General features: G+C 59.0%; 17 protein-coding genes. 16 read left to right on the plus strand and 1 reads right to left on the minus strand.

The genetic code is table 11. The annotated features are described in order from the left end of the window. The 11 genes from HDEN_RS00750 (at window position 1) to HDEN_RS00800 (ending at window position 9,165) form a co-directional block, all read left to right on the plus strand. Window positions 1–1,113, plus strand: a complete 1,113-nt coding sequence (locus HDEN_RS00750) for a phage capsid family protein (RefSeq protein WP_013214206.1) — start codon at window positions 1–3, stop codon at window positions 1,111–1,113. Window positions 1,114–1,127: 14 nt separating this feature from the next. After that, window positions 1,128–1,583, plus strand: coding sequence for a hypothetical protein (locus HDEN_RS00755; protein ID WP_013214207.1), 456 nt, complete (start codon window positions 1,128–1,130; stop codon window positions 1,581–1,583). 50 nt (window positions 1,584–1,633) lie between these two features. After that, window positions 1,634–1,849: a hypothetical protein gene (locus HDEN_RS00760; protein WP_013214208.1), complete on the plus strand. Its 216-nt coding sequence runs from the start codon at window positions 1,634–1,636 to the stop codon at window positions 1,847–1,849. Then, window positions 1,830–2,201 carry a hypothetical protein gene (locus HDEN_RS00765; protein ID WP_013214209.1) on the plus strand — a complete coding sequence of 124 codons (372 nt, stop codon included), beginning with the start codon at window positions 1,830–1,832 and terminating at the stop codon, window positions 2,199–2,201. The genes HDEN_RS00760 and HDEN_RS00765 overlap by 20 nt, the downstream gene beginning before the upstream one ends. Further along, a complete protein-coding gene (locus HDEN_RS00770) occupies window positions 2,201–3,622 on the plus strand; it encodes a hypothetical protein (protein WP_013214210.1) in 1,422 nt (473 codons plus the stop codon). Before HDEN_RS00765 ends, HDEN_RS00770 begins: the two co-directional genes overlap by 1 nt. Next, the gene (locus HDEN_RS00775; protein ID WP_013214211.1) at window positions 3,619–4,071 is read left to right on the plus strand and encodes a hypothetical protein; all 453 of its coding nucleotides are present in this window, start codon (window positions 3,619–3,621) and stop codon (window positions 4,069–4,071) included. The genes HDEN_RS00770 and HDEN_RS00775 overlap by 4 nt, the downstream gene beginning before the upstream one ends. Window positions 4,072–4,178: 107 nt before the next feature. Then, on the plus strand, window positions 4,179–4,760 hold the full coding sequence (locus HDEN_RS00780) for a hypothetical protein (RefSeq protein ID WP_150103158.1): 582 nt from the start codon (window positions 4,179–4,181) through the stop codon (window positions 4,758–4,760). A gap of 31 nt (window positions 4,761–4,791) precedes the next feature. Continuing rightward, on the plus strand, window positions 4,792–5,397 hold the full coding sequence (locus tag HDEN_RS00785; protein WP_013214213.1) for a hypothetical protein: 606 nt from the start codon (window positions 4,792–4,794) through the stop codon (window positions 5,395–5,397). Continuing rightward, window positions 5,397–5,885: an HNH endonuclease signature motif containing protein gene (locus HDEN_RS00790; RefSeq protein ID WP_013214214.1), complete on the plus strand. Its 489-nt coding sequence runs from the start codon at window positions 5,397–5,399 to the stop codon at window positions 5,883–5,885. The genes HDEN_RS00785 and HDEN_RS00790 overlap by 1 nt, the downstream gene beginning before the upstream one ends. Further along, window positions 5,885–7,066, plus strand: a complete 1,182-nt coding sequence (locus HDEN_RS17635) for a hypothetical protein (protein WP_013214215.1) — start codon at window positions 5,885–5,887, stop codon at window positions 7,064–7,066. Before HDEN_RS00790 ends, HDEN_RS17635 begins: the two co-directional genes overlap by 1 nt. Further along, window positions 7,066–9,165 (plus strand): hypothetical protein, encoded by a 2,100-nt coding sequence (locus HDEN_RS00800; RefSeq protein ID WP_013214216.1) that lies wholly within the window; start codon window positions 7,066–7,068, stop codon window positions 9,163–9,165. The genes HDEN_RS17635 and HDEN_RS00800 overlap by 1 nt, the downstream gene beginning before the upstream one ends. On the opposite strand, the gene HDEN_RS00805 is transcribed toward HDEN_RS00800, so the two are convergent. After that, window positions 9,131–9,373 (minus strand): hypothetical protein, encoded by a 243-nt coding sequence (locus tag HDEN_RS00805; RefSeq protein WP_041921476.1) that lies wholly within the window; start codon window positions 9,371–9,373, stop codon window positions 9,131–9,133. The genes HDEN_RS00800 and HDEN_RS00805 overlap by 35 nt on opposite strands. 14 nt (window positions 9,374–9,387) lie before the next feature. Between HDEN_RS00805 and HDEN_RS00810 the strand changes: the two genes are divergently transcribed. The 5 genes from HDEN_RS00810 to HDEN_RS00830 are packed head-to-tail and all read left to right on the plus strand — an operon-like array spanning window position 9,388 to window position 12,553. Beyond that, window positions 9,388–10,737, plus strand: coding sequence for a DUF2793 domain-containing protein (locus HDEN_RS00810; protein WP_013214217.1), 1,350 nt, complete (start codon window positions 9,388–9,390; stop codon window positions 10,735–10,737). After that, complete coding sequence (locus tag HDEN_RS00815) at window positions 10,734–11,177, plus strand: hypothetical protein (RefSeq protein WP_013214218.1); 444 nt, start codon at window positions 10,734–10,736, stop codon at window positions 11,175–11,177. The genes HDEN_RS00810 and HDEN_RS00815 overlap by 4 nt, the downstream gene beginning before the upstream one ends. Continuing rightward, window positions 11,164–11,511 carry a hypothetical protein gene (locus HDEN_RS00820; RefSeq protein ID WP_013214219.1) on the plus strand — a complete coding sequence of 116 codons (348 nt, stop codon included), beginning with the start codon at window positions 11,164–11,166 and terminating at the stop codon, window positions 11,509–11,511. Before HDEN_RS00815 ends, HDEN_RS00820 begins: the two co-directional genes overlap by 14 nt. Then, window positions 11,508–12,305: a TIGR02594 family protein gene (locus HDEN_RS17640; protein ID WP_013214220.1), complete on the plus strand. Its 798-nt coding sequence runs from the start codon at window positions 11,508–11,510 to the stop codon at window positions 12,303–12,305. The genes HDEN_RS00820 and HDEN_RS17640 overlap by 4 nt, the downstream gene beginning before the upstream one ends. After that, window positions 12,305–12,553 (plus strand): hypothetical protein, encoded by a 249-nt coding sequence (locus tag HDEN_RS00830; protein ID WP_013214221.1) that lies wholly within the window; start codon window positions 12,305–12,307, stop codon window positions 12,551–12,553. Before HDEN_RS17640 ends, HDEN_RS00830 begins: the two co-directional genes overlap by 1 nt. Window positions 12,554–12,594 lie beyond the last annotated feature (41 nt).

The raw sequence follows: 12,594 nt of genomic DNA on the forward strand, positions 1-12,594 counted from the left end.
ATGGCAACCACTCCGACCCTTTCCGGGCTCGAGCTTACCAAATGGCGCTCGAAGTTCATCACGGAGTACATCCGTGACACCGGCTTTGACACCTACATGGGCGATGCCGAAACCGACATCATCCACGTCGTGAACGATCTGAAGACGGACGGATACACGATCCGTATTCCTCTGATTGGCAAGCTTGGCGGCTCCGGCGTCACCGGCAATACCTCGTTGACCGGTAGCGAACAACCGCTTGATCAGTATTACCAGGACATCACCTGGGATTTCCGGCGACAGGCCGTGCTCACGACGAAGAAGGAGCGGGAAAAATCTGCCGTCGATTTCATGGCCCAGGCCCGTCCTTCGCTGAAGACTTGGTCAACCGAGAACGTCAAATACCGGCTGATCGAGTGCTTCCATAAAATGTCGGACGGTACGCCGTTCTCGGCAGCCGATGCGACCACCCGAAACGCTTTCTCTGCCAAGAACAAGGATCGCATCCTCTATGGCAGCACGCAGGCGAACTATTCGCCGACGCATGCGACCGGCCTGACCGCAATCGACAACACGGACGACAAGCTGTCGACCAAGGTCGGATCGCTGGCGCGCTTCATGGCCCGCCAGGCGCGTCCAATGATCCGGCCCTACAAGACCGGAACGCAGGGCCGGGAGTTCTACGTGATGTTCTGCCATCCGCTGGGCTTCCGCGATCTCAAAGCGGACCCGGTCATGCAGCAGGCCAATCGTGACGCGCGTCCTCGTGATGTGGACTCGAACCCGCTCTTCCAGGACGGCGACCTGATCTACGACGGCGTCATCTATCGTGAAATCCCTGAGTTCTATCAGGGCAAGGACACGGCGGACGCTCCGAACCCTGAGACGACGTTCTCGAACGGCACCATTCAGTGTGGTGTTTCGTTCCTGTGCGGCTCCCAGGCCATCGGCTTCGTCAACAAGCAGGCCGCGATCCCGACGACCCGTGCAGACGATGACTACGGCTTCCTGAAAGGCGTCGGCATCGAGTTTGCGGACGGCATCGACAAGCTGCGCTGGAACAACAACCCGCAGGGCATCAACAACGGCAAGGACGTTGGCATCGTCACCGTCTACCACGCGGCCGTGGCCTAAGGAGAACCCGAACAATGGCTATTTACGCAACCTCTCAGTCTCTTCCTGGCGGCAAGACCAAAGGTCCCGGCGCTTCTACGCAGGAAGTCGTCATCCCGTTTATCGTGGCTGTTTCGACGGCCATGATCGACAACGCCAACGATGAAGTTGGATTGGCTTGGGTGCCGAAAGGCTTCATGCCGACCGGCATCGTCTTCAACACGACCGATATGGACTCATCCACGGGCCTGTTGTGGGACGTTGGCGATGATGGTGACGAAGACCGTCTCATCGCGGCGTTTTCCGGGCAGGCCGCAGGCACGTCTCAGACGCTTAGAGATGTCGGGCTCCTCTACAAGTATACGGCCCGCACGCTGATCAAAGCCTACGTCAACACTGCTGCGACCACCGGTGTCGCGGGGACGCTGAAAGGCGTGCTCAAGGGCATCGTCGACGAAGACTACGACACGACCCCGCTGGTTGCGGCCTGATGAAACGAGAGCGGCGGGCAACTGCCGCTCTTTCTCTTTGAGGAGATCAGATGAAATTCAAATTTATCGGTAGCGAGCCGTCCGAGTTCATGGGGTTCCAGTGGTATCCCGGAACCGAGCATGACGTGACGGACGATCACGCAGTCCGGAAGCTTTCCAACAGCGTCCTGTTTGAGAAAGACGGAACGGAAGCGAATAAAGAGCCGAAGAAGCGCGGCGCCAAGCCCGCTCAACCCGTGAGCGACAATGGCGACGACGCGAACTGAGCTTGAGCTGGCGACGAATGTCCTGCTGCATTTCAACATCATCGCAGCGGAGGAGTCGCCGTCGGCCAGCGACAGCATGTACGTCATCGGCCGCTATCGCGACCTTTTCAACGAGATGACGTTGAACGACGAGACGTACTGGAACATCGGGCAGGTGCCGGCCGAAATCTTCGAGCCGCTCACCCAGATGGTCGCCCTGACGGTCGAGAAGGCGTTCGGGAAAGCTGCCGCCATGCCGCCTGCTGACTATGCCCGCAGCCTGGATGAAGGGATGCGCATCTTGCGGCGGAGGCTTCGCCGAACGGTCAATGTGCGCTCGGCCGAGATGCCAACCTATGCGGATGATTTCTGATGGGTATCGTTCCTCTCGCGCTTCCGTCCGGATCAAGCCAGGCCCGGTTCAATCAGGGTGGCGCGGCGCAGCTCATCAACTGCTATCTCTCTCCCATTGGCGAGGAGGGGAAGGTCAAGAACGCAATCTATTCCTCGGATGGGTTGCAAGGTTTCGCGCTTCTGCAAGGCGTGGCGGCAGGGCAGGGGTGCCGGGCCGGAATCGTTGTGGATGGCGTCCTGTACGTCGTCGCGGGCGTGTCGCTCTATAAGGTGACAACGACCGGCGTTCAGACCCTCATAGGGTCGATGAACATTTCCAAGACCGCTCCGGTATTCATGGAACGAAACCGCAGAGCAGTGCCCGACATCGCGATCGTGTGCGATGGCCTAATGTTCTACTGCCGGGGCGATGTGCTGGCGCAGGTAACGGACCCCGATCTGTTCGCGCCGATCACGCTCGCATTCTCGGACGGGTATTTCGGGATCACAACGGCACAGAACAAATGGCAGATCGGCGCCATTGACGACGCCAGCGCATGGGATGGACTGGACTTTGCCACGGCCGATGGCGACCCCGATGCTCTGATCCGCATCGCGGCGCTGCAGGCGCAGTTCTATCTCTTTGGCGAGAAGACAATCGAGGTTTGGCAGGACAGCGGTGGCGCGGACTTCCCATACGCCCGGTCATTCGTCATGCCGATTGGATTGCTCGCGTCGAATTCAGTTGCCACGGTTGCCGAAACGTTTGCCTGGGTTGCCCATGATCGCACGGTCCGATTGCTCGGATCAGGCGACAGCGCGCAGGTAATCTCCACACCGAAGGTCGAAAGCGACATTCATGAAGTCGAAGACCCGTCAACGATCCGGGCCGCGTCCTGGTCGTCGCGAGGTCATACGTTCTATGCTCTGACCTGCCCGCAGTGGACTCACGTCTACGACACGAGAATGCAGCGGTGGCATGAGCGTCAGACCTACGGTCGGGAGAATTGGCGGATTGCCTTCGTCGTTCCGTTCGGCACGAAACTCATCGCAGGAGATGCCGACACCGGCGCGCTCTTTGAGATGGGACCGCAGTTCAAGGACGATGCAGGCGATCCGCTGGTATCGTCCGTCATTCCACCGACAGTTCATGCCTTCCCTCAGAGAGTGACGCATAACGCGCTCTATCTCGATGTGCAGAGGGGCGTTGGAACGGGCCAAGGCGACCCGCAGGACGTTGATCCTGAGATCATGCTGGAATGGTCGCATGACGGCGGGCAGACGTTCAGCACGCAACGGATGATCAAGCTCGGGCAGCAGGGGAGGAACCTGACACGCATCCGTACGCATCGGCTGGGGCAGGCCCCTGAAAATGGCCGGGTGTACCGGTTCTCGTGGTCGGCAAAGGTCGACCGGGCGCTCTATGCGGCCTCTGCTGATCTTGAAATGGATGCGGCATGACGAATACGCCGCTCGCGCCACCGCCACCGAGAGCCTTGCTCGATCCGAACGGAAACATCTCGGATCGGTTCTATCAGTGGCTCGGTAGTGTGCAGAAAGGGATTTCTGGGGCGTTCTCGGGTATTGGTGAAATCAATGCCAAACAGGAAGCCATCGACTTCACCATCGAGAGCCCGGACAACCAGGACTATCTGTTCGAGATCGATTGCCCGTTCGGATACAAGATCACTCAGGTTGGCAGCAAATGTCGGTCGGGAACCTGCATTGCGACGACGAAGATCGGCACCACGCCTTTGGGGGGCGGAGCAAATTCAGTCTCCTCGACGCTGCAAACGAAGACGCATACCTCTGACAACGTCATCGCAGCCAATGGAACGTCCGTTGTTACGATATCATCCAATAGCAGTTGTGCCGGGCTTCGCTTGACGTTCTGGATTACCCGCACGTGAGTGTCAGACGGCGCTCGATCAGTTACGGGGGGGCGCTACCCGCTAGCCTGACGTTTCTAACATCGAGTCGAAAACCAACTACGTCAGGAACTCACACCTATACCGGCGTGTCGTTCGGAACGGCTAGCAGTGACCGTTGCATCATCGTTTCACTAACGTCGAGCCTCACGACAGCAACTCCGGTTACGTCGGTGACCATCGGCGGCGTCAGCGCGACGCGATGCGCCATCAGTTGGTATTTTAATAACACCCTGCCGGTCGAGATATGGATCGCGCAAGTTCCGACCGGCACCTCTGGAAACATCGCAATCACGACTTCGGCGGGGGGCGGATGGACATCGGTTATCGGGGTCTATGCCGCGACGCGGCTCAAGAGCATCGTCCCAGTCGCCACAAGTATCGATCAGGACTTCAACGGATCGACCTGGAATAAAGTCGTCAATACCTCGGTTTTCGTTCCTGCCGGTGGCTTTGCTGTGTCAGCCGCGCGACTTGGTAGCGGGACATATTCTTCTGTTGCATGGACCGGGGCAACGCAGGACTTTGCTCTAGCGCAAGTAACGGCCAGCGAAGGGGCGCTCTCCGGAGCCAGCCTCCTGGCCATAGCGAACACGACCGCAAACATTTCGACGACGTTCAACGCTGGCACCGCAATCGGGCTTATCGGCGCCACTGTGTCCTTCCGCTAGCCGTCTCCCTCTGACTGAATAAGGAAATCCCATGGGGTTCTTTTCGGACTTCACGGGCGCCTCCGCGCGCTCTGATATCAACAAGGCCAATAAGAACGCCAACGCGGCTCTCGATCAGGGCTACAACACCTCGCAGGGGTACTACGATCAGGCGGCAGGTTCGTTCGATCCGTACGTGTCGTCAGGAACCGCCGGTCAGAAGATGTACGGCGATCTTCTCGGGCTCAATGGCACCGACGCGAGGTCATCGGCTCAGGACATCATCACGTCCGATCCGCTCTGGTCCGGAAAGCTTGGTGAAGACACCAACGCGGTCCTGAAAAACCTCAATGCTCGGGGCATGGGCGCTTCCGGAACGGCGGCGCTCGCCGGTCAACGTGTTCTGCTTCAAAACTACAACGACGTGCTCGACCGATATCAGGGCATGGGCCAGACGGGCCTCTCGGCCACGGGACAGCAGGCCGGTGTTCGAACGGCACAAGGCCAAAACGCGTTTGATTACGGCGCGACCAAAGCGGGCAATGCGATAAATTTCGGAAACGCGATGGCCGGCACGCGTAACGCTGGTCTGAACAACGTGCTCGCTGTGCTCGGGACAGGCGCCAAGGCTTACGGCGCCTACAACGGAGTAAAGTGATGCTGGATCAAGAACGTCTCAAGCAACTTCTCTCATATGATCCAGAGATCGGGGAGTTTCGTTGGATTGCTCCGACTGACAGAATGAGAAAGAAAGGAGCCGTTGCCGGTTTTCTCGACGCCAAACGCTATCGCAAGATTAAGATAGATGGCGTCTGCCATTATGCGCATCGGTTGGCGTGGCTGTATGTTCATGGCGAATTTCCAAAACTTCTGATCGACCACTGCAATCGCGATCCATCTGACAATCGGATGGAGAATTTACGAGAGGCGACCTACGGAGAAAATGTCGCCAACAGTGTAATTCGCAAGTCGAAGACAGGGTATCGCGGCGTGAAGAAAAACAGCCGTGGTGCTATGTTTTCCGCATCCATTATGAAGAATGGACGTCATCACTTTCTCGGAAACTATAAGACTAAGGAAGACGCTGCAGCAGCATATAACCGTGCCGCTCGCAGCCTTTTCGGTGCGTTTGCGAGGGCTGATTAATGGCTTACATTCCGCTCCCAGCTTATCGTACCGGCCAAGGGATCAACCTGGAGCCGGTCAACGCTGCACTCGACAGCATCATGCAGCAGAACAACCAGAACCGGCAGTTCGGCCTTCAACAACGGGCTTCTGACAGAGCCGATCAGCAATTTGCATTTGAACAAGGCCAAGCCAAACAGGCGGCGGACCGTCAGAATGTCGAATTGTTCGGGAAACGAGCCACGGCGATCGATCAGGCGTTCCCAGTAGGCGATCCCCGCCGGGCGCAAGCCTATCAGAACTTGATTTCAACTCATCAAAAGATGTTTCCGGGTCAGGCATTGACCGGGGAAGAACTGGACCCCGCCAATGGTCCAAAGCTCATGGCAGCACAAGCGGGAATGTACCTCGACCCGCGAGACAGCCAAGCGAAGGATCTGGCCCTTCAAGAAACGCGAGCCAAGATCAACAAGCTGAACACGGAAGCGGCGAACGGCGGGGAAGCCTACGGCAAAACCGGTGCGATCTTCCTGAACCCTGATACCGGCCGATATGAAGCGGTTCAGTTTGGTGGACGAGGGCAGGTCAAGCGCACGGAGCTTGGAGGTTTGACGCCATCACGCGGGACGGGCGAAATCGATACCGGAACCGGAACGCAAATCATCGACAAGGCGACGGGCCAGCCCATCAGGACGGTGAATAAGGACGTGGCCGGTGCCGCGAGCCTCCGAGAACAAGGCGAAGCCGAAGGTAAGGCCGTAGCCGATCTTCCGCGCCAAATCGATAACGCACAGTTGGCGCTCGACACTATCGATGCGATCCGCAAGCATCCGGGAAAGCAATACGGTGTCGGCGTTTATGGCGTCCTGCCCGGCATCCCGGGAACTCAACAGCGTGGTTTCGTCAATCTGGTCGATCAGGCAAAGGGGCAAGTCTTCTTGCAAGCCTTCAATTCGCTTCGCGGTGGCGGCCAGATCACCGAAGCGGAGGGATCGAAGGCAACGCAAGCGCTCGCTCGGATGGACAGAGCACAGAGCCAGGAAGACTTCGACCGCGCGCTCGATGATTATTCCGCAATCGTGCAGAGGGGGATGGATCGGGCGAGGACGCAAGCAACGCGAACGCCGACGACTCCCGGAACCGTTCCCGCGGCCCCCCAAGCGCCCGCGAATAACGGCTGGACCATCAAGAGGGTGAACTGATGGCCACATTCCATGTGAGTGGCCCAGACGGCGCGCAGTATGAAGTCAATGCGCCGGACAATGCATCGGATGCCGACATCATGGCGTACGTGCAGAAATCGGCAGTTCCGGACCCAAAAACACCAGCGGCGCAGCCCGAACAACCGCAACGATCCGATCTCGACAAGAGAATGGACGAACGCGTCGCGAAGGAAGCGGCCGGTGGCTTTGCACCTCATGCGAGCCCGGCGCAATATCTGCCGTTCGGATCCTGGCTCGATGAAGCGTCGGCAGGGATCGATGCAGGACTGAACAAGGTCAGCGGCGGCCGCATCGGTGCGCCTTATGATGAGGCAAAGGCTTATCAGGACGCTCGTCAACGCTACATCGACAACAATGCGAGTGGCCTCGAGAAGGGCGCCGCGATGGTCGGGGGCGTCGTCGCCAGTGCTCCATTTGGCGCTGCTCGCGTCTTTCGCGGTACGACCTTGCTGCCGGAAATAGGCAATGCCGCGCTCACGGGAGCCGGGTATGGCGCGCTGTACGGCGGCGGCGAAGGGGAGGGTGAAAACCGCGTACTGAATGCGGTGAAGGGCGCAGCCATCGGCGGAACTGTGGGTGGCGTCGCTCCAGTTGTCGCCCGAGGGATCGGCAACGCCGTCAGCTACGCTACGAACCGAGGCGCGACGTTGCCGCCCGCTCTCCAACCGTTTGAAAGAGGCGCAGTCAATCGCGTTGCCGACGACATTGCATCGTCAGGTCTAACGCCACAGCGCTATGCGCAAGAGGCCCAGGAACTCGGCCCGCAAGGCATGCTGCTCGATATGGGTGAGGATCTTCGCGGATCGGCTGAGACGCTCGCCAACACGCACGGTCCCCAGCTTCCGATCGTCCGTGGTGAACTCAATGCACGTCGTGCCGATGCTCCCGACCGTATCCGCGCCGGGGTCGACCGAGCACTCGGCCCAGAGCGAAACCTCGGCCAATTCGTTGAGGCGGTGAACACTGGCGCACGTCAAGCCGCACAACCGCATTACGAGCAGTTTCACAACACCTCGATTCCGATCACGCCCGAAATCCAGAATGTGCTCGACAGCATCCCAGCGTCAGCGTTCAACCGGGCTCAGACGCTCGCGCGCGCCGATGGCTATCGTCAGCAATTCCGTTTGCGGCCCGTCAATGATCCGATGCAGGCCATGACGGGGGTACAGAGAACAGCACCCGAAGCTGTCCCGACAGGTCTGGAATACGATTATCTCAAACGCGCCGTGGATGATTTGGCGCGCAGCGCGGAGCGGGGGAGCAACGAAGCCCGCATTTACGGCAATCTTGCCCGCCAGCTGCGCACCACCGTCGACACGCACTTGAACGCGGCAGATCCCACGCAAAGCTCATGGGCCCGAGGCCGAGCCATTGCCGGAGATGGCTTGGAAGGCCGGGAAGCGGCGGAACTGGGTTCGACCGTGTTTACGTCAAAGCGCGACCCAAACATTGTTGCTGACGAACTTTCGAACCTCTCACAGGCCGGTCAGACCATGTACCGCCACGGCGCGCGCAATAACCTGCGCCAGATCATGGGCCGCGCGGCAACGAACTTCGGAACCAACGGGGATGCCACCGCGAGGCGTGCGCTTAACAGCGAGTTTGCCAGGCAGAACGTTGCGCAAATTGCAGGTGGACGAAACGCCAATCACTTGGCCCGTATGGTCGATGCGGAAAACCGCATGGCCGAAAGCTTCAATGAGATCATGCGGAATTCAGCGACCGCGCGGCGTCAGGCGGGGCAAAGCCGATTGCCGGTCGGCGCCGGAGCGCCCGTGAATACCGAGGCTCCGAGGTCGACCGGGGAACTCGTGTTCGCGATCGCGCGGCGCGGCGTAAACGCTCTGATGAATAATGCCCTGGGGGAACGTGCCGGGCGCATCATGGCGGACCAAGCGCGTATCCTGACGGCCCGGGGGATTGATCGTGACACCTACGTCAATGCCTTGATACAGCTTGCCAACCATCGGCAAACGACGGCCGCTCAGCGCGATACGATCATCCGTATCCTGAATGCGGTTGGACAGAACACGCGGCAGCCTCTCATCGAGAGCCAAACTTCCGCGCAAGCCAATTGAAAATACGGTGATAGTCTTCCCGGTCGCGCGCATCACCGACGAAATAGCCGAGAACGAAGGGCGCGACACCAGCGAGCGCCAGTAGCCACCACGATCCGGAATCAATCCAGGATCGAACGTAAGATCCGTACCAGAAGCAAAACGCAAGCGTACCGATGATGACAACCAGAGCGGCAATCCCGCCCGGGTTGAATACCGGTTCTCTCATCTAGGACCCCCCGCATGACTGACTCAACCTATGTGTTCCCCCCTGGGGAACGCATCACAGATGATTCAACCGGTGCTCCGATCTCTGGAGCGACGATCTATTTCTATGACGCTCAGACCACTAATGCCAAAACGGTCTATGCCGATGCCGATCTGACCGCAAGTCTCGGAACCTCGGTTGTCACGGATTCCCAAGGCTATCCGACAACCAACGGCATCACCCGGACCCTGATCTATGTCGGGACAGCACCGTATAAGATCGTCATCAAGGACAGCAGCTCCAACACCATTGCGACGCACGATAATATCCCCGGCGCCGTCGTTTCTGCATCGTCCAGCGATGTTGCCGTCACCGCATCGTTTCCCGTCGTCACGAAATCCCTGAACTACACGGTCGTCAAAGACGATCAGAACAGCCTGTTCAAAATCAATTGCTCATCAGGCGACGTGACGCTCACCCTGCCGTCTGCGGTCGCAATGGGGAACGGCTGGTGCATTCGGGTCCAGCACGCCGGATCGGCAAATCAGGCGATCCTGGCAACTGTATCCTCGCAGCTCATTTCCGAAGGCTCGAAATCGTTTTCGACCGGATATGCGCTGGCGCTCAACGGCGAAGACATCGAACTCAGGTCGGATGGTGGAAACTGGAGCGTCGTTTCCCACACCTCGCCTTTCATCAAAGTCGCTCAGGGCATCATTCCGATCACGGATAGGCTTTCGGCCCCGCCGGTCTCTCCGCAGCATGGGGCGTTCTATCTCCTCACGTCATCTCCATCCGGCGCATGGTCGACCTTCTCCCAGCACGACATCGTGCAGTATCACGGTGGATCTGCAGCCTGGGTGAACTTCACCCCGTACACGGATTGCGGATGGTTCGCGTACGTCGCGGATGAAAATCTGAACTATCAGTTCCGAGACTCGGCTTGGGTGCCAGAGAGCGCAACCAATTCAGTTGCCGGAACGGTCAAGACGGCAAGTCAGGCGGTGCAGGAAACCTCAACGGCAACCGATACCGCAGTCACGCCCGCAACTCAGCAGTTCCATCCGAGTTCTCCGAAATGGTGGCTGGAAGCCACAGTATCGGGCGGCACCCCGACCGTCGTGGCCTCATACAACAACACGTCAATAACCGATGCGAACGTGGGCGTTTTGACAGCAACGATCGCGACGGATTTTTCCAGTGCGAACTGGGCATGTCACGTTACCTGCCGGGGGCCGGACACCACGCAAGGGCGTGCTGGATGGGTGTACGACTCGTCGCAGTCCGCAGGAGCAATTACCGGTCTCTGCTACACCCTCGGTAGTTCATCGCCCTCGAATACAGACCCAACGGCTTGGTATCTCTCGGGGCTCGGCGATCAATGACGCGGGAGAGGATCCTCGACACCAGAACGGGTGGAACGGTCGCCGTCACCTGCCCGGCGGAGAGCGGCATCAGCTATTTGATGCGCGGGGCCGCCGATCCGTTTCATCCCTGGCACGGACGGGCGTGGTGGTTCTGGATCGTCCAGTTCAACCGGATGCTTGCCCGCGGCGTGAAGCCCGGAGCCGCTTATCGATACGCCCGGATGATGATGACCGGCGGATGCAGCCGGCGGCAGGCGATCGAGATCATCGCGGAACGGGACTGCGGACATTTGGGAACGGCGATCGAGATTGTCGACATCGACGACCTTCCGAAAGACCGGACCTACCGCGCCGCCTGGCGAAGAAGCCGAAACGGCGGGCCTGTCTGGGTTGACGAGGACCGCGCCCAGCAAATCGATGAAGAGCGCATGTGGAGAGACTTCGATGCGAGAGCCTGAAGAGATGGGCTGGTACGCCGTCACGATAGAGGATGGATCGGAACGGGTGATGCACGCGGCTGTTGCTCGCGCTCCGGAACACGCACGGCGGATCAGTGAGCAGGAAGCGCGGGCGATATCGGAGGCGCTCCGGCTCGAGCGCGGGGACGATCCGGCGCCGACCGCTCCGGCGGCCGAAGTCGACCTCTCCGGAATTAACGCGCGCCTCGACGCTCTCAGCGAAGAGTCAATCGCTCACACGGAAAAGCTCGAAGCCATCACCAGTCAGGTTGAACGCGTTGAAGGCGCTGTCAACGACATGACGGCGGGCCTCACGGGGGAGAAGATGGAATGACTAAATGGCTCGATATCGCATGGGAACAAGAGCAGTCGGACGTCGAAGAGATCGCTGGGCCGGCCGCAAATGCGACGATCATCAACTACTTCGCGGGCGTGGATCGGCCCGACGTTAAATCCGATGAGATCGCCTGGTGCGCAGCCTTTTATTTCTGGTGTCTGAAACGCGCGGGCGCCGATCTGACGCCTATCCCGAAGGCGGAACGATTGCTCGCGTACTCGGCGACAAGGTTCGGCACACGGATACCAGAACCTCGCGTCGGCTGCGGTTGCATTATGAAGCGGACCGGAGGCCATCACGTTACGTTCGTCACCAAGTGGACGAAGACGACGATAACCGGTGTCGGCGGGAACCAGTCGAACAAGGTTTGCGAGGCGACGTTCAAGCGAACCGCTGACATGGTGTTTATCTGGCCTGAGATCGTGACGCAGAAGCAAGTCGATCAGGTGTCGGATATCGCGGCGACGGCCAAGACAATTCAAGCCGACATAGCCAAGACGGGGATTTCGAATACAACCAATCAACTCTTGCCGTCTCTGCCAGATGCTTTGCCACCGCATGAGCAGTTAGCGCATTCGGCAAGCGCATTGAAATCGTCCCTTCAGACAGGGTTCGATTTCGCGACTTTCTCATATTCAAAAATCTGGTTCGTCGTTGCGGCGCTCAGCGCCTACTGGGTGCTGCGCATCGCCTGGAATTCGAATTGGATCAGGAAGTGGCGGCACGAAGACGCTGCGACTGGCGTGCAGCCGCTGCCGGTTCCCGTCACTGAGATGGAGGGAGCGGTCTGATGGTCGTGATCGAAAACATTCTCGAATTCTTCTTCGACAAGGTTGGCGGCAAACTCATTCTTGGTGGAGCTCTGATCGCCAGTCTCATCACATGGTTTGCGTACGAACAAAGAAGCATCGGAGCGGCAAAGACAGTCGCGAAGATAGAACAACGGACACAAGCCAATGTCGAAAAAGCTCAAGCCGCTCGCCGCTCGGTCGAAACCCTTCCTGCTGACAGGCTTACTGATCGCTACCGTAGGGATTAGCGGCTGCTCGAGCGTGCCCGTCGATTCCGGCTGCCGTTCCT

The sequence above is a fragment of the Hyphomicrobium denitrificans ATCC 51888 genome, assembly GCF_000143145.1.
GTDB lineage: Bacteria > Pseudomonadota > Alphaproteobacteria > Rhizobiales > Hyphomicrobiaceae > Hyphomicrobium_B > Hyphomicrobium_B denitrificans.

Coding starts and splice junctions, on each gene's coding strand:
- HDEN_RS00750 (WP_013214206.1), top strand. CDS start 1: ATGGCAACCACTCCGACCCTTTCCGGGCTCGAGCTTACCAAATGGCGC.
- HDEN_RS00755 (WP_013214207.1), top strand. CDS start 1,128: ATGGCTATTTACGCAACCTCTCAGTCTCTTCCTGGCGGCAAGACCAAA.
- HDEN_RS00760 (WP_013214208.1), top strand. CDS start 1,634: ATGAAATTCAAATTTATCGGTAGCGAGCCGTCCGAGTTCATGGGGTTC.
- HDEN_RS00765 (WP_013214209.1), top strand. CDS start 1,830: ATGGCGACGACGCGAACTGAGCTTGAGCTGGCGACGAATGTCCTGCTG.
- HDEN_RS00770 (WP_013214210.1), top strand. CDS start 2,201: ATGGGTATCGTTCCTCTCGCGCTTCCGTCCGGATCAAGCCAGGCCCGG.
- HDEN_RS00775 (WP_013214211.1), top strand. CDS start 3,619: ATGACGAATACGCCGCTCGCGCCACCGCCACCGAGAGCCTTGCTCGAT.
- HDEN_RS00785 (WP_013214213.1), top strand. CDS start 4,792: ATGGGGTTCTTTTCGGACTTCACGGGCGCCTCCGCGCGCTCTGATATC.
- HDEN_RS00790 (WP_013214214.1), top strand. CDS start 5,397: ATGCTGGATCAAGAACGTCTCAAGCAACTTCTCTCATATGATCCAGAG.
- HDEN_RS17635 (WP_013214215.1), top strand. CDS start 5,885: ATGGCTTACATTCCGCTCCCAGCTTATCGTACCGGCCAAGGGATCAAC.
- HDEN_RS00800 (WP_013214216.1), top strand. CDS start 7,066: ATGGCCACATTCCATGTGAGTGGCCCAGACGGCGCGCAGTATGAAGTC.
- HDEN_RS00805 (WP_041921476.1), bottom strand. CDS start 9,373: ATGAGAGAACCGGTATTCAACCCGGGCGGGATTGCCGCTCTGGTTGTC.
- HDEN_RS00810 (WP_013214217.1), top strand. CDS start 9,388: ATGACTGACTCAACCTATGTGTTCCCCCCTGGGGAACGCATCACAGAT.
- HDEN_RS00815 (WP_013214218.1), top strand. CDS start 10,734: ATGACGCGGGAGAGGATCCTCGACACCAGAACGGGTGGAACGGTCGCC.
- HDEN_RS00820 (WP_013214219.1), top strand. CDS start 11,164: ATGCGAGAGCCTGAAGAGATGGGCTGGTACGCCGTCACGATAGAGGAT.
- HDEN_RS17640 (WP_013214220.1), top strand. CDS start 11,508: ATGACTAAATGGCTCGATATCGCATGGGAACAAGAGCAGTCGGACGTC.
- HDEN_RS00830 (WP_013214221.1), top strand. CDS start 12,305: ATGGTCGTGATCGAAAACATTCTCGAATTCTTCTTCGACAAGGTTGGC.